Annotated in this window: 9 protein-coding genes; all 9 read left to right on the forward strand. The window is 53.4% G+C overall.

All coding sequences use genetic code 11. The features are described from left to right. Positions 1–7: 7 nt before the first annotated feature. The 9 genes from ABEW73_RS23965 to ABEW73_RS24005 are packed head-to-tail and all read left to right on the forward strand — an operon-like array spanning position 8 to position 22,270. Positions 8–1,549 carry a serine hydrolase domain-containing protein gene (locus tag ABEW73_RS23965; RefSeq protein WP_430161635.1) on the forward strand — a complete coding sequence of 514 codons (1,542 nt, stop codon included), beginning with the start codon at positions 8–10 and terminating at the stop codon, positions 1,547–1,549. Further along, the gene (locus tag ABEW73_RS23970) at positions 1,550–2,281 is read left to right on the forward strand and encodes a thioesterase II family protein (protein WP_430161633.1); all 732 of its coding nucleotides are present in this window, start codon (positions 1,550–1,552) and stop codon (positions 2,279–2,281) included. A 4-nt stretch (positions 2,282–2,285) separates the two neighbouring features. Further along, positions 2,286–3,140, forward strand: a complete 855-nt coding sequence (locus tag ABEW73_RS23975) for a 3-hydroxyacyl-CoA dehydrogenase family protein (protein ID WP_430161631.1) — start codon at positions 2,286–2,288, stop codon at positions 3,138–3,140. 12 nt (positions 3,141–3,152) lie between these two features. After that, positions 3,153–4,217 (forward strand): HAD-IIIC family phosphatase, encoded by a 1,065-nt coding sequence (locus tag ABEW73_RS23980; protein WP_430161629.1) that lies wholly within the window; start codon positions 3,153–3,155, stop codon positions 4,215–4,217. A gap of 4 nt (positions 4,218–4,221) precedes the next feature. Further along, complete coding sequence (locus tag ABEW73_RS23985; RefSeq protein ID WP_053491437.1) at positions 4,222–4,473, forward strand: acyl carrier protein; 252 nt, start codon at positions 4,222–4,224, stop codon at positions 4,471–4,473. Positions 4,474–4,476: 3 nt separating this feature from the next. Continuing rightward, positions 4,477–5,643 (forward strand): acyl-CoA dehydrogenase family protein, encoded by a 1,167-nt coding sequence (locus ABEW73_RS23990; protein ID WP_430161627.1) that lies wholly within the window; start codon positions 4,477–4,479, stop codon positions 5,641–5,643. 6 nt (positions 5,644–5,649) lie between these two features. Further along, the gene (locus tag ABEW73_RS23995) at positions 5,650–14,889 is read left to right on the forward strand and encodes an amino acid adenylation domain-containing protein (protein ID WP_430161625.1); all 9,240 of its coding nucleotides are present in this window, start codon (positions 5,650–5,652) and stop codon (positions 14,887–14,889) included. A gap of 33 nt (positions 14,890–14,922) precedes the next feature. After that, positions 14,923–17,550 (forward strand): non-ribosomal peptide synthetase, encoded by a 2,628-nt coding sequence (locus ABEW73_RS24000; RefSeq protein WP_430161623.1) that lies wholly within the window; start codon positions 14,923–14,925, stop codon positions 17,548–17,550. Next, a complete protein-coding gene (locus tag ABEW73_RS24005) occupies positions 17,543–22,270 on the forward strand; it encodes an SDR family NAD(P)-dependent oxidoreductase (protein ID WP_430161621.1) in 4,728 nt (1,575 codons plus the stop codon). The genes ABEW73_RS24000 and ABEW73_RS24005 overlap by 8 nt, the downstream gene beginning before the upstream one ends. The last annotated feature ends 12 nt before the right edge of the window (positions 22,271–22,282 follow it).

Below are 22,282 nucleotides of genomic sequence, written 5' to 3' on the forward strand. Positions count from 1 at the left end.
AACAATCGTGGTAAAGAGACTTGCTTTCTACGTACTGATGCTGCTGCTGCTAGTCAGTCCACCAGCTGCAGCCGCCGAAGGCGGAGCCCCTTCTGCGCCAAAACAGCCGAATATAGATGAGATTGCCATCGAACAGTTCGTACAAGCCCAACTGGTGAAGGCGCAAAGTCCGGGAGCCGCAGTTGTGGTTGTAAGCGGGGATCAGGTGGTTTATACGAAGGGATTCGGGCTCGCCGATAGTGCATCGGGGATTCCGGCTACAAACACTACATTATTTGAATTGGGATCGACCTCCAAAGCATTCACAGGCCTGGCCTTGTTAGAGCTGGAGTATGAAGACGCGCTTAGCCTTGATGATCCGGTCACCCGCTATATTCCGTGGCTCTCGCTAACCTATCAAGGACAGCCGGCCAAGGTGACGCTGGCCCAACTGCTGCACCATACGAGCGGAGTGCCGTTCGCTTCGCTAGCTTCCATCCCGATCAGTTCCGAAGAGCAGGCACTGGAACAGACTGTACGGGCATTATCGGGTACAGCCCTGGATGCGCCTCCCGGAGATAAGTATCAATATGCCACCATTAATTATGATGTTCTGGGGCTGGTCATCCAAGAAGTATCCGGTATGTCGTATGAGGCTTACATGTCGGGGTTGCTGCAGCGGCTGGGTATGAACAACACGGTGCCTGCGGCCCAGCTGAAGGACCCGCAGCGGCTCGCCAGGGGATATAAGATCGAATTCGGTTCGCCTCGTCTATACGAAGCGCCCGATTACAGGGGAAACACGCCCGCCGGTTACTTAGTTTCCAGTGCTGACGATATTGGGCAGTGGCTGCTGCTCCAGCTCGGGATGAAGAGCATCTCCGAGGCGGACCGGATCATCATCGAACGTTCCCATATGCCCGATACGAGCGTAGGGCCGGTCGCCAACGGAACCTACTATGCCTCGGGGTGGTTTGTAACGCCGGACGGCAAAGAGCTCTCGCACCAAGGCTCTAATCCCAATTTCTCGTCCTATTTCATCATGCGTCCGCAAGAGCAGCTCGGCGTAGGAGTACTCGCCAACATCAACTCCGCCTATACGTTTCATATCGGCCAAGGTCTGATGAGCCTGCTGCGGGAGCAAGAGCTTCCACCCCCTGAGGCGGATTTTTATCCGCTGCTTGATCGCATCGCGATGATCTCGCTTAGTCTTATCAGCATTCTCATGCTTGTACTGGCAGGTAAAGCCATCGGTATCCCCGGACAATTGCGTCGTCAGCGGCGCACTTTCGTTCCGCCCCAAGGAAGAAGGCTCATCGGCCTTGGAGCTGCGCTTGTGCTGACCGGAGTCTGCTTGTGGGGGATCGGCCTGCTGCTCGAGGCTGCATTTGCAGGTCTACCGCTTGCTGTAGTCGCAGTATGGTCGCCTGCCACGATCATCTGGCTCGTCTATGCACTCTACCTATTCGTCGGAATCGCGTTCCTGTTCTTTCTTGCAGTCTGGTTGTTTCCATCCGTGAAACGACGTTCCGGGCCGATTCTTCCAGCTCCAGCAGAGGAGGTGATCTAAATGAAATGCAAACTGTTCTGCCTGCCCTACGCCGGAGGTTCCGCTACCAACTATATGAGATGGAAACGCCATCTGCACGGCCATATTGAACTGCATCCCGTTGAACTGGCCGGCAGGGGAAGAAGATTACTCGAACCTCATTACGGCAGCATGGACGAAATGATTGAGGATTTATACGGATATTTGGACCCGTTACTGGATGAAGCTGATTTTGCTTTCTTCGGCCATAGCATGGGAGCCCTTGTCGCTTACGAGCTGGCGCACGCCGTAAGGAAGAAGAAGGGGCGCGAACCCATCCATTTATTCGTCTCGGGGACCTATCCCCCTCACGCCCGCCGGAATCTTACACTGCATCTGCTATCTGATGCAAGGCTGCAGCAAGAAATTAAACTGCTTGGCGGAACCGAGGATGAAGTGTTTGAACGTGAGGAACTGCTGAGACTGTTTTTGCCAGGTCTGCGGAGAGATCTGGAACTGGTGGAAACGCATTGCTTTAAGAGCAGAGAGGAGCTTATTCCCTGTGATATATCCGTGCTTAACGGAAAAGAGGATAAAGCGACAGAAGGCATCAACCTGATGGAGTGGTCCGCGTATGGCAGCCGAGACTGTCAACTTTATGAATTCGAAGGAGGTCACTTCTTCATAAACGAACATACCGAGCAAGTAGTGTCGCTCATCAACGATGTGCTAAGCAGCTCTGTTGAACTAATGTCCACCAAAAAGGAGTCGTGAATTCATGATACGAACCGTCGGAGTAGTCGGTGCGGGTGTAATGGGCAGTGACGTTGCTTTGGATCTGGCTTGCTATGGATACGAAGTGGTGCTCAAAGATATTAACGAAGATGTCTTGCATCAAGCGAAGGAGAAAATTAAGACAGATTTCAGGCTGTTAAAGCTGGTCAAGCCTCAGGCAAAACAGCTTACCGTAGAGGATGTTCTGTCCCGGATTACCTTTACCACAGCTTATGATGACTTCGCACGCGTCCAGTTTGTTATTGAGAACGTGACAGAAGAATGGGAACTGAAAAAGGCGGTGTTTATGGAACTGTCCGAGGTGTGCGCCTTACAAACCACCTATGCCGTTAACACAAGCTGTATTTCCATTACGAAGGTTGGCTCGTTAATCCCAAGACCGGAGAATGTCATCGGCATGCATTTCATGAACCCCGTCCCGATGAAGGAACTGGTCGAAGTCATCCGGGGCGAGCATACATCGGACGAGACCGTTGCCTGCGGGGAGGGGTTTTTAAAATCATTCGATAAAGTCCCGGTAGTGGTTAATGATTTTCCCGGTTTCGTAACGAATCGAGTCCTCATGCTGACGATTAACGAATGCGTCTGGACCGTGCAGGACGGAGTTGCAGAGCCGAAGGATGTCGATAAGATTTTCCGCTTGGGCTTCGGCCACAAAATGGGGCCGCTGGCTACATGTGATCTGATCGGTCTGGACACCATTCTCAATTCGCTGCTGGTGCTGCAGGACAGCTACAAGGATCCGAAGTTTCGACCCTGCCCGCTGCTCGTCAAGATGGTGGATGCCGGTTATCTGGGCAAAAAATCAGGAAAAGGGTTTTTCGACTACAGCAAGTAGGGAGGGATAACGATGAACAGAGCAGCGGATAAGCTTAAGGAAGTCAAATGCGTGATCTGGGATCTGGACAATACGATGTGGGATGGCATTTTGCTGGAGTCCGACGAGGTTAAGTTGAAGCCGCGCATGCGCGAGCTTCTCGTGGAACTGGATTCTCGCGGCATTCTGCAATCCATCGCAAGCCGCAATGATACGGAGCATGCGATGGACAAGCTGAAGGAATTCGGCATCGACACTTATTTCCTGTACCCCGAAATCAACTGGAATGCCAAATCAATGTCGATCGATAAAATACGTTTGAACTTGAACATCGGGATGGACACCATTCTGTTCATCGACGATCAGCCCTTCGAACGGGATGAGGTCCTAAGCGTCCATCCGGAGGTAGAGTGTCTGGATGTGACGCGATACGAGACATTGCTCGGTCACCCGCGTCTCAATCCCCGGTTCATTACGGAAGATTCAAGACGTAGGCGGGCCATGTATCTGGAAGACATACTGCGCAAAAATGAAGAAGAATCGTTTGCGGGACCCCAAGAGGCATTTCTAAGCTCGCTCGGCATGCGCTTTGTCATTAGCGAGGCTAGAGAGGAGGACTTGAAACGGGCGGAGGAACTGACCATCCGCACGAATCAGCTGAATGCGACGGGTTATACGTACAGCTATGAGGAACTGGACAGGATCAGACAGTCGGATGATCATCTCCTGCTCGTGTGTGAATTGACGGATAAATATGGCTCTTATGGCAAGATCGGGCTCGCTCTGATCGAATTGAAGGACAGCTGCTGGCATCTGAAAATGCTGCTCATGTCCTGCAGGGTGATGTCTCGCGGAGTCGGTACCGTCATGCTCACGTATATCATGCAGCAGGCGAAGAATGAAGGGAAAGTACTTAGGGCCGACTTTAAACAGACGGACCGCAACAAGATGATGTACGTCACGTACCGTTTCGCTAATTTCACGGAAATCTCCAATGACGGAGAAGGAAACATTCTGTTCGAGAACGATTTAAATCATATTCAACCGTTCCCGCCTTACATTGATGTGCTGGTAACGGTTGCCGGGAGAAAGGGGTAACTAAATGGAAATCAAACAAAAAATCCGCAGTTTTATTGAAAGCAATCTGGTTGTATTTGAAGACGAGGCCGTGTTCACTGACGATGATCATATTTTTCAAAAGGGCTTCGTCAATTCGTTGTTCGCGATGAAACTTCTCAGCTACATCGAACAAGAATTCGGATTCACGGTCAGCAATGAGGATTTGGATATTGCTAATTTCAGCACGCTTAACAATATCGTAAAGCTAATCGAAAAGCATAAGCAGGAGGCCTAAGCGATGATTGGACAGACATGCGCGTCTGCAGCCCAAGTCGTAGAGGAGGCTAAAATTTTTGCCGATCGGGAAATCCGGCCGCTCGCAGGAGAAATCGATGTCAAAGGCGAGCTGCCCCGCGGGTTAATCAACAAAATGGGACAATTGGGATATCTGGCGGCCAGCTGGCCGGTGGAATACGGCGGTCTCGGACTAGATCCTGTGGCATACGGACTGTTTACAGAGCAGATTGGCAAAGCATGCTGCAACACGAGAGCTCTGATAACCGTTCAAACCTCACTGCTTGGAGAGACCATCCTGCGCTTCGGCACAGAGGATCAGAAAAAACACTGGCTGCCACAGATGGCACGGGCGGAGAAGCTGGGCGCGTTCGCCTTGTCAGAACCGAATGTGGGATCGGATGCTCAAAGCGTACAGACCACCTACCGTAAAGAAGGAAGCCATTATATTCTGAATGGCAGCAAGAAGTGGATTTCATTTGCAGCAATCGCAGATTTTTTCGTTGTGATCGCAGCCGATTCTGGCGGGCAAATCACCTCATTTATCGTAGAGCGCGAGCGGGAGGGAGTGCATACAATCCCTATGCAAGGGATGCTCGGCAACCGGGGGGCTCACATTGCGGAGATTCAGCTTAATGAAGTGAGAATTCCGGAGGAGAACGTGCTCGGCATCGTAGGCGGAGGCTTTACGTATATCGTATCCACCGCGCTTGATCATGGCAGATACAGCATTGCTTGGGCAGGAGCGGCAATTGCAGGCGAGGCGCTGGAAGCGATGGTAGCCTACTCGATGTCGCGGTCCCAATTCGGAGAGAAGCTGCATCAGTTCCAATTGATCAAAGGATTGATTGGGGACGCGGTGACCAAGGTTCATGCCGCGCGTACGCTTTGTATAGCCGCAGGTGAAATGCGCAAAGGCGGGGCGGCGGAAGCGGTTGACGAGACAGCGATCGCCAAATATTTCACATCCAAAGTTGCTGTTGAGGTCACGAACGATACAGTGCAAATTCACGGCGGCAACGGCTGCCGCAGCGGTTACCCTGCCGAGCGGTTATTTCGGGAAGCCAAGGTGCTGGAAATCATTGAAGGCACCAGCCAGATTCAGCAGCAGGTCATTTCTCAATACGGACTTCGCAAATATGCGGCAAAGAAGCAGGGGAAGTTCGAATAGAAAAGGATGGGTGAGAGTGTGAAGAAACCTCAGAAGCTGGATAAAAGCAATGTTGAAGATATTTTGGCATTGTCTCCTATGCAGTCCGGGATGCTGCTTCAATACTTGAAAGATCCCGAAACTACGCAGTATGTAGAGTTGATCGCACTTGGCGTCAGCGGAGAGCTGAAGCCCTCGTTGTTTGAACAGGCGTGGGCCTACGTAGTGCAGACCAACGAGGCGCTGCGGTCCTTGTTCCGCTGGGAAGAGGTGAACCAGCCTGTTCAAATCGTACTGCGGGAACACCGTCCCATTATTCGTTATGAGGACTATTCCGATTATGAGGAGAATGCGCAGGCTGGGCTGATTGCAGACCGGATTGCCGCCGATAAAAAGGAAAAATTCCAGCTGGATCAGGTGCCCTTCCGCTTGACGCTGTGCAAGCAGACCGAGCGTAAACACACCATGCTGATGAGCTTTCACCATATCTTGTTCGATGGCTGGAGCACCGGAATCCTGTTGAAGGAATGGCGGAGCGCCTACCTGATGCTGGCGCAGGGACAGGAGCCGGAGCGGCAATTCAAGCCGCACCTGAAGCAGTTTATCTCTTTGCTGCAGCAGCAGGACAAGCAAACACAAGAGAACTACTGGAACCAGTACTTGCATGACATGCAGAACCGGCCCATTCTTACAAGGAGCGTAAAAGCTTCGGGGATACCGGTTATGGCTTCATACTCGGAAAAACGGGATAGCACCTTCACTGCCGGACTTCACCAGTGGGTCCGTTCCGAGGAAGTGACGCAGGCCACTCTATTTTATACGGCGTGGGGGATTCTGCTTCAGCACTATACGAACAGTGACGACGTATTGTTCGGTACTACTGTGTCGGGACGTAATACGATTATTCCCGGAATGGAGCACATGGTCGGTTTATTCATTAACACGCTGCCGTTTCGGATGACGGCGGGTCCGGATAAAATGATACCCGAGCTCCTGGCCGAGGTGAATGCATCGATTCAAGCAAGCGAAGAGCATGCGAACACTTCCTTGACGGATATCAAAACATACGGAGGGCTCCGAGCTGAAGGTAGTCCGTTCGATACCCTGGTCGTAGTGGAGAATTATCCGCTGGATGAAGTGGTTACAAGCACCGACGGACCGCTAATCATGGAACCTCATCATATTGAGGAAGAGACCGAGTTCGATTTGACACTGCGCATTACAGTGGCCGAAGAGCTGGAATTAACCTTCTCTTATAATAAACAGGCGTATCACGAGGATATGGTCAAGAAGCTTGCTCATCATTATCTCTACATTCTTGAACAAATCACACAAGTCCAAGCCCAGGTTACTACTTACCGGGAGACCAGGCTTAAGGATATTGGGATTCTTACCCATGAAGAGCGGGAGCAAATTCTGTTATTCAACCTGACTACTTCAAATTATCCCAGTGAGAGAATGGTTCATGAGCTATTCGAGGAACAGGTGCTGTTGTCCCCGGAGAGTACGGCTGTAACAGATGAGCATATATCCTATACCTATCGCGAGCTGAATGAGCAGGCTAACCGGATTGCTCGTTCGCTGCAGGCGAAAGGCATGGAAAGTGGTCAGATTGTGGGCTTGATGGCGCACAGATCCACAGAATTGATTGCCGGAATCTTCGGCATTCTGAAAGCGGGAGGGGTCTATCTGCCGCTTGATTCCGCGCATCCTGCCGAAAGGATTGCCTATATGCTGTCCGATGGCAATGTGCGCACGGTGCTCGCTTCACCGGGCCTTGAGGTTCTGATACCGGAACATGCCCAGGTGCTGAAGCTGGACGAAGCGCTGCTTCATCTCGGCGAAGCGTCCGAGTTGCCTTCGATAGGCAGTTCGGAACATCCGGCTTACGTCATGTATACATCCGGTTCGACCGGTAAGCCCAAAGGTGTCATTGTCGGGCACCGAGGAATTGTGAGGCTGGTTCGGAACACGAACCACGTCCAGTTCGAAGCGCATGACTGCGTCCTTCAGGCAGGAGCAATCGGCTTTGACGCTCTAACATTCGAGGTGTTCGGAGCGCTCCTGAACGGGGCTAGCCTGCATATTGCGGACAAGCATACGCTGCTTGACAATGCCAAACTGGATGCCTTTTTGCGTACGCGCGCAATATCGGGCGGACTGCTGACTCCGGCATTATTCAATCAGCTGGCCCAGCAGCGTCCAGATATGTTCGCCGGGATGCGGAACCTGGTCGTAGGCGGCGATGTACTCTCTCCGAAGCATATAGAGGCAGTTCGGCAGGCATGTCCTGGACTGACGATTTGGAACGCGTACGGTCCTACCGAAAACACGGTTATTTCGACCTGCTTCCGTATCGACCGTGAATTTAACGAGCATATTCCGATCGGGCCGCCTATCAGCAATTCTACGGCTTATATCGTCGACCGTTATGATAACCTGCTGCCGATCGGCATTCCCGGCGAGCTGATCGTCGGAGGTGACGGTGTTGCGCTCGGCTACTTGAATCGGCCGGACCTGACGGCAGAGAAATTTGTACTGGATCCCTTCCGCTCAAGCGGGATTATTTACAAGACAGGCGATATGGCGCGCTGGCTGGAAGACGGAACCATTGAATATATGGGACGAATGGACCAGCAAGTAAAAATCCGCGGCCACCGCATCGAAATCGGTGAAATCGAGACGATGCTCCTGCAGCACAAATCAGTTCAAGAAGCAGCGGTGACGGTGCAACAACGGGGCGCTCAAACTGAGTTATGCGCCTACGTAGCGGCTTGTGAGAAGGTGTCTGCATCTGACTTGCGGGCGTATCTTGCCGCGAAATTGCCCGATTACATGATACCGTCTCACATTGTCCAGCTGGAACAAATCCCGTTGACACCTAACGGAAAGCTGGACCGCAAGGCACTCCCTGAGCTTGCGGAGACTCCTCGCGTGGTTCAAGAAGCGGCGATGCCTAGGACAGAGCTGGAGAATCTGATCGCAGACGCCTGGAAGACTGTGCTTGAGCTGGACCACATCGGTATCCACGATAAGTATTTTGAAGTAGGCGGCAATTCGATTAGCCTTATCCAACTGCAGAGCAAGCTGCAAAGGCAGCTTAAGCGTGAGATTTCAATCGTCACGCTGTTCCAATACCCCACCGTGTATGATCTGGCTGTGCATTTGGCAGGCGAAACGGAACGATCGGCAGAACGGAAGAGCGAGAGCGCAGCACCCACCAGGAAGAACGAGCAGCCTTCCCTGGCACAACCCGGCCGTGTGAAGCACGAGAATGAAGGTCGCCGGGATATTGCAGTTATTGGTTTGGCCGGCAAATTCCCTGGCGCACGAAATATCAGTGAGTTTTGGAGCAATTTGCAGCAGGGCAGAGAGTCGATCTCATTTTTTTCGGATGACGAACTGGCGGAGTATGGGTTCGATCGCCAGCTTTTGGAACGTCCGGAGTTTGTCAAAGCGAAGGGCGTACTCGATGAGATGGATAACTTCGATCCTGCCTTCTTCGGTTATACTCCCGATCAGGCGGCGATGATGGATCCTCAAGTTCGCCTGCTGCACGAATGCGCGTGGCATACGCTGGAGGACGCCGGCTGTGACCCGCAGCGACACGTTGGGTCTATCGGGCTGTTTGCCGGGGTTACGAACAATTTCCACTGGTTGTCGCAGCTGTCTGACCGCCTGCACGGGAATTTATCGGATATGTTTGAGGTTGATTCGCTGAATGATTCGTATACGGTCAGCACCCGTATTTCGCATAAGCTGAATTTGAAGGGTCCTGCGATCAGTTTGCAAACAGCCTGTTCTACCTCACTGGTAGCTGTACATTTAGCTTGCCAGTCTATTCTTAATGGGGATTGCGATCTGGCTCTGGCCGGAGGCGCATCCATCGTGCTTCCTCATAAATCGGGCTATCTTTATCAGGAAGGAATGGTTAAGTCGCCGGACGGTCATTGCCGCACCTTCGATGCCAAAGCGAAGGGGACGATAGGCGGAGACGGCGTTGGATTCGTGGCGCTCAAATCGCTCGAGGCAGCTATCGCAGATGGTGACCGGATTTATGCGGTAATCAAAGGCTCGGCCATCAACAATGACGGCAGTCGCAAGGTCGGCTATACGGCGCCAAGCGTACAGGGCCAAGAGGATGTTATCGCCAGGGCTCAAGAGGCTGCAGGAGTTCCAGCCGAAAGTATCACTTACGTTGAGGCGCACGGATCGGGAACTACGCTTGGCGATCCGATCGAGATCGAGGCGTTGACGAAGGCATTCCGGACGGACAAGACCGGCTTCTGCCGCATAGGCTCCGTAAAAACGAACATAGGACATCTGGATGCCGCAGCAGGGGTGGCGGGTCTGATCAAGACGGCGCTGGCGCTTCATTATAAACAGCTTCCGCCCAGCCTGCATTATGAGACCCCGAATCCGAATATTGATTTCGCGAACAGTCCTTTCGTGGTCAATACCGGCCTGAGAGATTGGCGCAACGATGACTATCCGCTGCGTGCGGGAGTCAGTTCCTTCGGAATAGGCGGAACGAATGCCCACGTCGTCATGGAAGAGGCTCCTATACAGGAAGCAGCCGGGAAGGGCCGGACCCATCAGGTGCTGGTATTGTCCGCGCAGACACCGGATGCGCTCGATTCGATGACGGCCAATCTGGGCGTCTATCTCAAGGAGCATCCTTCAGTGAATTTGGCCGACATTGCGTATACCTTGCAGACCGGCCGGCGGCACTTCAGATACCGGCGGATGCTCTCCTGCAGCACGGTTGAGGAAGCGATAGTGGCACTGACGCCTTCTGCTGACAGGGCAAGCTACGATGCACGGAAAGTAATCTCCAGCACGACCGGGGAGGAGCGCGGTTCAATCGTGTTCATGTTCTCCGGGCAAGGCTCGCAATATATCAACATGGGGAAGGGTTTGTATGAGACCGAGCCCGTGTTCCGAGAAGAGATGAACCGCTGCTTCCGTCTGTATCTCGACATTACCGGCTCTGATATGAAGGTAATGCTGTATCCGGGCGCAGAAGCGGAGATTGCGGCAGCGTCCCTTCAATTAAATCAGACTAAACATATCCAGCCTGCCATGCTTATGCTCGAATATGCGCTCGCGCGTCTTCTCCTGTCATGGGGAGTGAAGCCGGATGCGATGATAGGTTACAGCTTCGGCGAGTATGCTGCCGCTTGTCTCGCCGGCGTCATGTCACTGGAAGAGGCGATGCGTCTCATCATACTGCGCGGAGAGCTTATGCAGCAGGTGCCGCCAGGCGGGATGCTCAGCGTGCCTCTTTCTGAGCAAGATATCAAACCCCTTCTTAGCGGCTCCTTATCACTGGCTGTTGTCAACGGGCCTTCCTGCATTGTATCCGGCCCAGAAGAAGAAATCGCTGCATTCGAACAGCAGATGAAGGCGGGCAAATTCGTTTGTATGAGATTGCCGGTGTCGACGGCTGCTCATTCTTCGCTTCTTCACGAAGTGGCGGAGCCGTTCGCCGAAGCCGTCCGACAGGTCCGTTTGAATCCGCCCCAAATACCGTATGTCTCCACAACGACGGGCAATTGGATAACGGATGAAGAAGCGACAGACCCGGGTTATTGGACTCGGCACATGACGGATACCGTTCGTTTTGCGGATGGGATTGAGCGGCTTGCAGAGCAGCAGGGCAGGCTGTTCGTGGAAATCGGTCCGGGACAGGATTTAACACTCTTGGCGCGTCGCTACATCGATACAGCGCGCGGACAGCAGGCACTCAACCTTATGCCGCCTGAGCATAGCAGTATACTGGACACCTCCCTGCTCGTTAACCGGATCGGGAGATTGTGGCTCTACGGCCAGTCCGTCGATTGGAGAGCATTTCATGGAGAAGAACCGCGCCGGCGTATCTCTCTGCCTCTTTATCCGTTTGCTAGACAGCGCTATTGGATTGAGTCTGCTGCCGGTACTTCACTGCCGGTGGGCAGCGGTAAAAGCAAGATTCAGGGCGCGGGTGGCAAGGCGGCCAAGCTGCCCGATATGTCCGACTGGTTCTATGTACCGACATGGAAAAAAGAACAGCTGCTTCCTGGCTCCGCCAGCATGAACGCAAACATTGCCGGAAATTGGCTTGTATTCGCCGATGAAAACGGCCTGGCTGCCGATATTATCAAATCCCTTGCTGAGTGTGGAGGGCAAATTATTGTAGTTCGTGCGGGCGAGCACTACGAACAGGCGGCAGCTCATCAATATACCGTGAATCCGCATAATGAACATCATTATACGAAGCTTTTTGCTGATCTGGAAGCTGGGGGAACCTTGCCTGACCTGCTGCTTCATACCTGGGGAATCTCCGCTCCATCTCCTCGTTACAGTGGTGCATCATGGCTGAGGGCCACACAGGAACGCGGATACTACAGCTTGTTATACACGGGCAAAGCGCTGAAAAAACAAGCTTCGGGGCATGAAATGCGCATGTGGGTGCTAACGGATAATATGCATGCCATTGCCGGTGAATCTATCTTATATCCTGAGAAAGCGACAGTACTGGGACCGTGCCGGGTTATTCCGCAGGAATTACCGCACATTCATTGTCACAGCATCGATATTAACCTGCCGGAAGCGGGGAGCTGGCAGAGAGATAGATTGATCCGCCGCCTGCTGGACGAATTTAGCGCTGCCCGGTTCGAATTGGCGGCTGCCTATCGCAACAACGAACGCTGGGTACTCGGTTATGAACCGGTTAAGGTAGCAGAACCTGAAGCGGGAGCGGCGGGAGTCCGTCAAGGCGGCGTCTATTTGATCACAGGCGGATTGGGATATATCGGTCAAGTCCTTGCAGGTCATCTGGCCCGAAGCGTACAGGCGAAGCTTGTCTTTACTAGCCGCTCACCATTTCCGCCAAACGATAAATGGGAGCAGTGGCTTGCCGAATACGGCCCAGAGAATACCGTCAGTATTCAGATCGGTAAGCTGAAACAGCTTGAATCTCAGGGAGCCGAAGTGCTTGTATTTACAGCGAACTCGTCGGATCAAGGGCAAATGAAGGAGGCTATCCGGCAAACCGAGGCGGTGTTCGGTTCATTGAACGGGGTGATTCACACAGCCGGTATGACAGGCGAAGCGGCATTTAGGATGCTGGAGGAGACAGACGAGGAATTAAGCGAGCAGCATTTTCAAGCAAAGCTATATGGACTCCATGTTTTGGACCAAGTGCTGGCTGACAAGGAGCTTGATTTCTGCCTGCTGGCTTCGTCGCTGTCTCCGATGCTCGGCGGATTAGGTTTTACCGCCTATTCGGCAGCGAATCATTTTATGGACGCGTATGTACACGATCGCAATCGCCGTATGCGAACACCTTGGACCAGTATCAACTGGGACGGTTGGCAGCTGGAGAAAGAGCAGATGATTCATGGGCAGGCGGGCGCTTCGATATCCGAGCTGCTCATTGCGCCAGAAGAGGGGATCGAACTGCTGAGGCGTGTGTTATCGGTCCGGGAAGCAAGCCAGATCGTCCTGTCGACCGGCAGCTTGCAGGATCGGATCGACAAGTGGGTGAAACGGACGGCTCAGGAAGAGGCTCCGCTCCCGAAAGGAGACGGCGGTTTCTACACCCGTCCCGCGCTGTCCGGTGAATATATCGCTCCCGTAACAGAGTCCGAACGCAGGCTCTGTGGGATGTGGGAGCAGTTTTTCCGGATAGACCAGATCGGGGTGCAGGATGATTTCTTCGAACTGGGTGGAGATTCACTCAAAGCAATTACGGTTGTTACCGGGATTCATAAGGAAATGAAGGTGGAAATCAGCTTGCCTGTCTTTTTCAATATGCCGACAATCCAGCAGTTGGCCGCCTATATCGATGAGGCGGAACAGAGTGCCTACCAAGATATTGAAAAGGCTCCGCCACGCGAATGTTACGAGCTGTCCTCTGCGCAGAAGCGTCTGTATTTGATCCAGCAGATGGAGAAGGGACATACGGGATATAACGAAATTGTGGCAGGCATTCTGATAGGCAAACTGGACAGGGCCCAAATGGAAGCGGTACTCCGGCAGCTGATAAAGCGTCATGAAAGCTTGCGTACTTCATTTGAATTGGTTAACGGCTTGCCCATGCAGAAAATCAACGGAACCGTCGAGTTCGAGGTTGAATATGCGGACTTCAGCGGCGAAATTGAGCTGGGGGCTTCGGACGCTGGACTCCTTGATGAGGAAGGGGAAACGGCTGCGAAAATCCGCGAAGCAGTGGCGAAGTTCGTGCGGCCCTTTGACTTGACCCGGGCGCCTTTGATGCGCGCCGGACTCATCAAGCTTGAGGATGAGCGGCATGTGTTGATGGTGGATCTTCATCATATCGTGTCGGACGGTTTATCACAGGACATATTCGTTAACGATTTTATGGCTCTGTATGCCGGTCGTGAATTGCCCGAGCTTGAGCTGCAATATAAGGATTTTTCAGATTGGCAGAACCGGATGAAGGAAACGGAGGAGCAAAAGCGGCAGGGAGAATTCTGGTTAAATCAGTTGCAGGAAGTTCCCCGGTTAGCCCTGCGCACGGATTATCCGCGCCCGGAGACAAGAAATTTCGCCGGCAGCCGAGTTCCCTTTGATCTGAGTATGGAGCAGACCCAAGCGCTGAAGTCGCTCTGCCTGAAGGAAGATGTGACGTTGTTCATGGCATTGCTCGCCGTTTTCAATCTGCTTCTATCCAAAGTTTGTGCTCAGCAAGACATCGTTGTAGGGACTCCGATTATTGGCCGCAAACAGCAGTCTTTGCAGCTTATTATCGGCAAATTCGTCAACATGCTTCCGCTGCGTAATCAATTGGATGAAGAAATGAGTTTCAGCGCCCTTCTACAGACAGTGCGAGCCACAACTCTGGATGCATTTGCCAATCAGGATTACCAGTTTGAGGAAATGGTTCAGCAGTTGGGGCAGGATCGTGATTTAGGACGTAATCCTATTTTTGATGTCGTATTCGCGCTCCAAAATATGCAGAACCCTGAGATGAGCATTCCCGGTCTGAAGATGGAACCCTTCCCGTTCGTTCACGACGCCTCTCATTTTGATTTGTCTCTGATCGCGGAGGAGGACGGAGAAAGACTGTCCTTCAAGTTTGAATACAGCACCCGCTTATTCCTGAGGGACACGATTGTGCGTTTTGCAGGTTATATGCAGGATATTATATCCGGTGTTCTGGCAAATCCGGACAAGAAGCTGAAGGACATCACGATTGCTCATCATTTAGCTGAGCCTGAACCTGTCTATCTTGCCGGAGCCCGGGGGGAATTCGGACTATGAGCGAAAGCCGGAGGAAGAAAGGGAGGAATAGGGATGGAGCTTGAAAATCGTTTGGACCGTCTGGCAGTGGCAGCTTCTCAAAAGAGCAAGGAACGGGATTACTGGCTGTCCGCATTGTCCGGAGAATATGACAAGAGCGGGTTTCCTGGCGATTACACGCGCGGAACAGGAGTGACGGTTGAAGAAACTTCGTTCTCCTTCCCGCAGGAACTGGCGGACCGCCTGCTGCAAGTCAGCAACGGATCGGATTCAAAGCTTCATGTCGTACTATCTGCTGCACTCGCCGTTTTGCTGGCCAAAATGTCCAATCGCAGTGTCGTTACGCTAGGGACTCCGATCTATAAGCAGAAGGAAGAGGCGGAATTTATCAATTCCGTGCTGCCTTTGCGGATTAAGATCGATCACTCACTCTCGTTCAGACAATGTCTTCTTCACACGCAAGATACGGTTGTGGCAGCCGTGGATCATCAGAGCTATCCGATGGAGATGGTGGCGGAACAGTTGGCGCTTCAAACGGATGATCCCATCGCCCATCCATTATTCGAGGCGGCATTGCTGCTCGACAACATTCATGAGGAGCGTTATTTCCGGAATGTGAAATGGACTACGTTGTTTTCTTTTTGCAGGAAGCAAGACGGCATCGGCGGTACGGTCCAATATAACGCACAGCTCTACCGCAGCGACACGATAGATAAACTTGTCTCGCGTTACACACTTCTGCTGCGGGAGACGCTGGCGAATCCGGATCTTCCGCTGAACAGCATCGACATTCTGCTGCCTGGGGAGAGAGAGGATCTTCTCGGCCCTCTGGCCGGCAGTCCAGCCGAATTTCCTGAACATAAGACCGTTCAGCAATGGTTTGAAGAGCAGGCGGCACGGACCCCGCATGCGCCTGCCATCGTTAACCGGGGGCAGCACATGACATATGGCGAGCTGAATGAGAAGGCCAACCAGCTCGCCCGGATACTGCGGACGGAAGGAATCGGGGAGGGGGACATCGTAGGCATGCTGTTTGCGCCTTCCGCTGACATGATGCTTGGCATGATGGCCGTCCTTAAAGCCGGCGGTGCTTTCCTGCCGATCGATCCGGATTATCCCGACGAGCGCATAACGTACATGCTGGAAGACAGTCGCACACAAGTAGTGCTGACACAACAGGCTTTTATCGGCAGAATGACAGGCCGCAAGACGCTGTGTCTGAATGATGAAGAGTTGTTTGCCGGCGAAGCAGGTAATTTGGCATTAGAGAGCACAGCGGATGATCTGGCCTATGTTATCTATACATCCGGGTCAACAGGACGGCCGAAAGGTGTCATGATTGAGCACCGTTCACTTGTCAATCTGGCCTTCTGGCACAATCGCACTTTTGGTGTAACAACATTGGATCGCAGCATCAAGTATGCCGGTTTCGGATTTGACGCTTCGGTGTGGGAAGTGTTCCCCTATCTGCTTGCAGGGGCATGCATTTATATCGTGCCATCCGAGATCAGACTGGATGCAAACAAACTGGATGATTTTTTCACGGAGAACGGCATTACCATCGCCTTCCTGCCGACGCTGATGTGCGAGCAGTTTATGGATTTGCCGGACCGGGAACAGACCCCGCTGCGAATCTTGTTAACGGGCGGCGATCGCTTGAAGTGGTATAAGCCGGGCAGCTACAGGCTGTTCAACAATTACGGTCCTACTGAGAATACGGTCGTGACTACGTTCACCGAAATTAAGCCGGACAACGGAGGCCTTCCGATCGGGCGGCCGGTCGATAATGCCAAGGTTTATATATTAGACGCTAATTTTCAACTGCTTCCACCAGGATTGCCTGGCCAAATCTGCGTTTCGGGTGCGGGTCTGGCTCGCGGTTATCTCGGTCGACCGGAGCTGACAGGAGAGAAATTCGTGCCTCACCCGTTCGCTTCCGGAGAGCGCCTGTATTTGACGGGTGATCTTGGACGCTGGCTCCAAGACGGAACGCTGGAGTACTTGGGCCGACAGGACGACCAGGTCAAGGTACGGGGATATCGCATAGAGCCCGGTGAGATCGAAGCTCTGCTGCGACGTCACGAGGAAGTTCGCGAAGCTGTAATCCGCATCATGGAAGATGAGAGGGGGCAGAACTTCTTATGCGCGTACTATACCGGGCCGGATGATCTCTCCGCTGCTAAACTTCGGGAGCATCTCTCCGGGCAGCTGCCCGCTTATATGATTCCGGCCTATTTTGTCTACCTGAACGAGCTTCCTGTAACGGCAAACGGCAAACTCGATATGAAAGCTTTACCGGATCCGAAAGCTCATGTTCATACTGGCAAGAGATACGTGGCACCACAGGGTGAAACAGAGAACACACTGGTCCGGATCTGGGCCGAGGTTCTGGCAGTTAGCGAAGACAAAGTCGGGGTCCAGGATACGTTTTTCGACCTGGGCGGCAACTCATTTCAGCTGGTCCAGGTAGTCAATATGCTGAAGGAAACCTTCGGGCATGACATTCCAGTACCTGTCATGTTCCAGTACACTACGGTTTCGGCTCTCGGCGGCTATTTGCAGAGGATGGACAATGGGGAGGCTCCAATGCCCCAGGATATGGCCGACAACGAAGAGATGGATGCGGGATTCGAAACCATGGAACAGACGATGCTGATTCTGGAGGGAGCGCATGATGACTAAAAGCAGACATTCACAAACGGCTACCGGGCTGGAAATCGCTGTGATCGGCATGGCGGGCCGGTTTCCCGAAGCCCGAAATATAGAGGAGTACTGGGATAATCTGAGAAACGGCAAGGAATCGATCCATTTCTTCTCCGATAGCGAACTTGAGGCGGCAGGCGTCGATCCCGAACTGATTCGAAATCCCAGATATGTAAGAGCGAAAGGGCTTGTACCGGATGCGGAATGGTTTGATTCTGATTTTTTTGATTATTCGCCGCGCGAGGCTGAAGTCATTGATCCGCAGCTGCGGATCTTCCATGAGTGCGCCTATGAAGCGTTGGAGCATGCAGGCTACGACACGGAGCAGACAAACGGCGCTATCGGTCTGTACGCAGGGGCATCATCGAGTATTTACTGGCAGCTAGTGGCCATGCTTTCGCGCAGCGAGAGCACAGCCGAGCAGTTCGCCGCACTGGCTTTGTCGGACAAAGATTTCTTGAGCACGCGTATTGCCCACAAGCTGAATTTAAAAGGCACGAGTGTGAGCGTGGATTCTGCTTGCTCCACCTCCCTGCTGGCCATTCATCTGGCCTGCCGAGCACTGCTTACGGGCGAATGCAGGATAGCGTTAGCCGGCGGAGTTACCGTAACGGTACCCCGGACGGAAGGTTATTTATACGAGGAAGGGATGGTCAGCTCGCCGGATGGCCATTGCCGTGCTTTCGCTTCAAATGCCAAGGGAACCGTTGGCGGTGAAGGGGCGGGGGTCGTTGTGCTGAAGCCGCTTAAGCAGGCATTAGCCGACGGAGACGCTATTTATGCGGTTATTAAGGGTTCGGCGGCAAACAATGACGGTATGCGTAAAATGGGTTACTCCGCTCCCAGTGTAGAGGGACAGGCCGAGGTAATACGGGCGGCGCAGCGGATGAGCCGGGTCACTCCGGAGAGTATTAGCTATATCGAAGCGCACGGTACCGGTACAGCGCTGGGCGATCCAGTCGAGATCGAAGCGCTTAAGCTGGCTTTCCAGACGGACAAAACAGGGTTCTGCCGGATCGGCTCCGTCAAGACGAATATCGGCCACTTAAACAGCGCCGCAGGGGTTGCGGCGTTCATCAAAACGGTGCTGGCACTGATGCACAAGCAGCTACCGCCGAGCTTACATTTCGATAAGCCTAATCCCAAAATTGATTTTGCCAACAGTCCGTTTATCGTCAATACAGAGCTCACGAGTTGGACGAGCGACCTTCACCCACTGAGAGCCGGGGTGAGCTCGTTCGGTATCGGTGGAACCAATGTGCATGTGGTGCTCGAAGAAGCACCTCCCCGGGCGGAAGAAGCCAAAGGAAGAGATTCACAGCTGCTCCTATTGTCCGCAAAAACGGAATCAGGACTTGAACAAGCTACGGCTCGCTTCCGCGAGTATTTACGGGCTAATCCAGGCCTTTCGCTACCGGATGCGGCCTATACACTGCAGATCGGCCGCAGGGCATATAAGCATAGGCGTATGCTCGTAAGTTCTTCTGTGGAGGAAGCGCTGGAGCTGTTGGACAGCCAGCTTCCTGAACGGGTTTACAACCGTGTTGGCGACAACGAACAGCCCAGGCTCGTATTTATGTTCCCTGGACAAGGCGCGCAATATGTCAACATGGGACTGGATCTGTACAACCGTGAGCCGGAATTCCGCGAAGCGGCCGACCGGTGCTTTGCCATTATCCGTCCGTTGATGGACGTTGATTTAAAAGATTTGATGTACCCCGCCGGCAGCCAAGCAGCCGGTGATCATAGTGATCGCTTGAAGCAGACGGACGTGACACAACCGGTCATGTTTATATTCTCCTATGCGCTGGCAAATCTGCTGATCGGATGGGGGCTGAAGCCCGCCTCCATGATCGGACACAGCGTCGGAGAATATGTGGCCGCTTGTCTGGCCGGAGTATTGACGATAGAAGAAGCGCTGGAGCTGGTCGTGCTGCGGGGTAAACTTATGCACAGTCTGCCGGGGGGAGCGATGTTAAGCGTACCCTTACCCGAGCAGGAACTCATACCGTTGATGAACGAAGGCTTATCGATTGCGGCAGTTAACGGTCCGGCGATGTGCGTCGTATCGGGATCTCATGAGGCGATAGAGCTTTTGGAAGAAAAGCTGACTCGGAAAGGGCAGGCCTGCACAAGACTGCATACGTCACATGCCTTCCACTCCGCCATGATGGAACCGGCAATGGAGCCGTTTCGCCAGAAATTAAGCGGCATGAAGCTGCAGGCCCCGGACATACCCTATATTTCCAATGTAAGCGGAGGCTGGATTACGAAGGAAGAAACGGTCGATCCCGATTACTGGGTCCGGCATTTGCGCGGCACCGTACGCTTTGCCGACGGTCTTCGAGAGCTGCTGCATGACGATAAGGCCTTATTTGTGGAAGTTGGTCCCGGCAACACATTAAGCGCATTCGTGCGCCGTCATCCGGACAAGAAAGAGCGGCACGCCGTCATCAATCTTATCCGGCATGTGAAGGAGCAGGTGCGCGACGACTATTATTTGCAGCAAGAGGTAGGACGCATGTGGCTGGAAGGAGTTCGGCCCGATTGGAAGGCATTCCATGCGCATGAACAGCGCCGGAGGATAGCTCTGCCGACGTATCCGTTTGAGCCCAAGCGTTATTGGGTTGATCCGCCGTTTGATACGGATGTTCTAAAGCAAGGTCTTGTCCGCAAGCAAGCGAAGGAATCAAGACCTCACAGCGTTGCCGGAGTTAAAAAGAATGCTGTACGGGAGTGGCTGTACACGCCAATCTGGGAACGTTCCTTGTTGAACGAAGAGGCGGTTGCGGCTGCGGGCATGAATGCCAAGACCACTTGGCTAGTTTTTGCGCCAGAGCATGGAATTGGTTCCCGGCTGGCAGCGGGGTTACAGGAAGCCGGTCATGGCATCGTTTCGGTTTATCCATCCGATTCGTTTACTAAGCTAAATGACCATGCGTACGGGATCGATCCGGGGCAGCAAGAGCATTATACCTGGCTGCTGCAGAATTTGAAGGAAGCCGGCACCATGCCGGAGCGCATTGTTCATGCCTGGCTGACGGAGGAGAGCGTACATACCGAGGAATGGACCGCTTCCCGCAGCGCAAGGGTACTGGGTAATGGTTATCTCAGCCTTATTGCACTGGCTCAGGCGATTGGGACTTGCGGGCTGCAGGAAGAGCTGCTGCTTACGGTCATAACGTCCGGTATGCAAGAGGTGACAGGAGATGAGCGGCTGCTGCCGGAACAAGCGGCGGTGCTTGGGGCATGTCTGGTTATTCCGCAGGAATACGGCAATGTGCGTTGTCGCAGCATCGATATTGCGGATTTGCCCGGGCAGGAGGTTTCAGAACATCGGCAGCAAGCGCTATTGGGCCGATTACTAGCCGAATTAACCGCTGGTTCTGCGGATATTCTCGTCGCGTATCGCGGTTCGAACCGCTGGGTGCAGACATACGTTCCAATTCCGGTTCCTGCCGCTGTCGAAGAGAATTCCGGCCTCAGGGAAGAGGGGGTATACCTAATAACCGGTGGCTTGGGTGGAATAGGAATGACCTTGGCGGAGCATCTGGCGAAGACCGTAAGGGCTAAGCTCATACTTGTCAGCCGATCGGGAATAGGAGAAGAAGCGGACTGGCGCCAATGCGCCGAACATACGGCAGACGAAACTCAGGTGATTCAGCTGAAAAGGCTCGAGGAGCTGGAGTTGTACGGGGCCGATGTCCTGGTCTGCAAAGCGGATGTAAGCAATGAGCAGCAAATGGAGCAGGTCGTAGCCCGGGCGGTCGACCGTTTCGGAACGATTCATGGCGTTATCCACGCGGCCGGCACGGCCGATGTTGCGCTCATCCAGCGGCGGACTCGGGAGATTGAAGAACGTGCATTGACGGCCAAGGTGAACGGTACGCGTGTCCTTGAGCGAGTGCTGGCGGGAGGGAAGCTGGACTTCCTCGTATTGTGTTCTTCTCTGACCAGTGTGCTGGGCGCCCTGGGCCAAGCGGGGTACTGCGCAGCCAATGCGTTTCTCGATGCTTACGCCTACCGTAAACGCGCACTGGACAATACACATGTCGTCGCGATTGATTGGGACGGGTGGCAGACTGTCGGAATGGCCGCGGCGGCTGAACAAGAAGTCGCCATCGCTGCGGCGCAAGCGGGAGTGTCCGCACAAGGCCCGGACAAGCAGACCCGGTTGTTCCCTGAGGAAGGAATCGCTGTTTTCCGGTATGCACTGGCTTGCGGTCTGCCTCAGGTAACGGTATCGACGACGGATTTGAGCTTGCGGCTGCATGCCGCCCGTACTTCATCCTTGCAATCCCTGGTGGACGGGGAGAGGAGCGGTATAGCCCGCACAACGGCACGTTCCCACGTCAGCAAGCCGTTTGCGCCTTCGGAGGACGAACTGGAGCAGACTTTAACTGAGCTTTGGCAGGACTATCTGGGTATTGATCAAGTCGGCCTGCATGATAACTTCTTCGAGCTGGGGGCTACCTCGCTCGATATTATTCAAATGAACTCCAAGCTCCAACGTTCACTTCAGCAGGAAGTGTCAGTGGTTGACATGTTCAGCCATCCGACCATTTATGCACTCGCTGGGTTGCTGAGAAGATTACAAGCGGGAACCGGTCAGCAGGAAGAGACAGCGGACCGCACAGAACTGATACAGGACGGAAAGCACAGGCTGCAGAAGCGGCTGCAAAAAAGGAATAGAACGTGAAGGAGGTGGCAA

It is taken from the genome of Paenibacillus lautus (assembly GCF_050482385.1).
Classification (GTDB): Bacteria; Bacillota; Bacilli; order Paenibacillales; family Paenibacillaceae; genus Paenibacillus_AQ; species Paenibacillus_AQ lautus_B.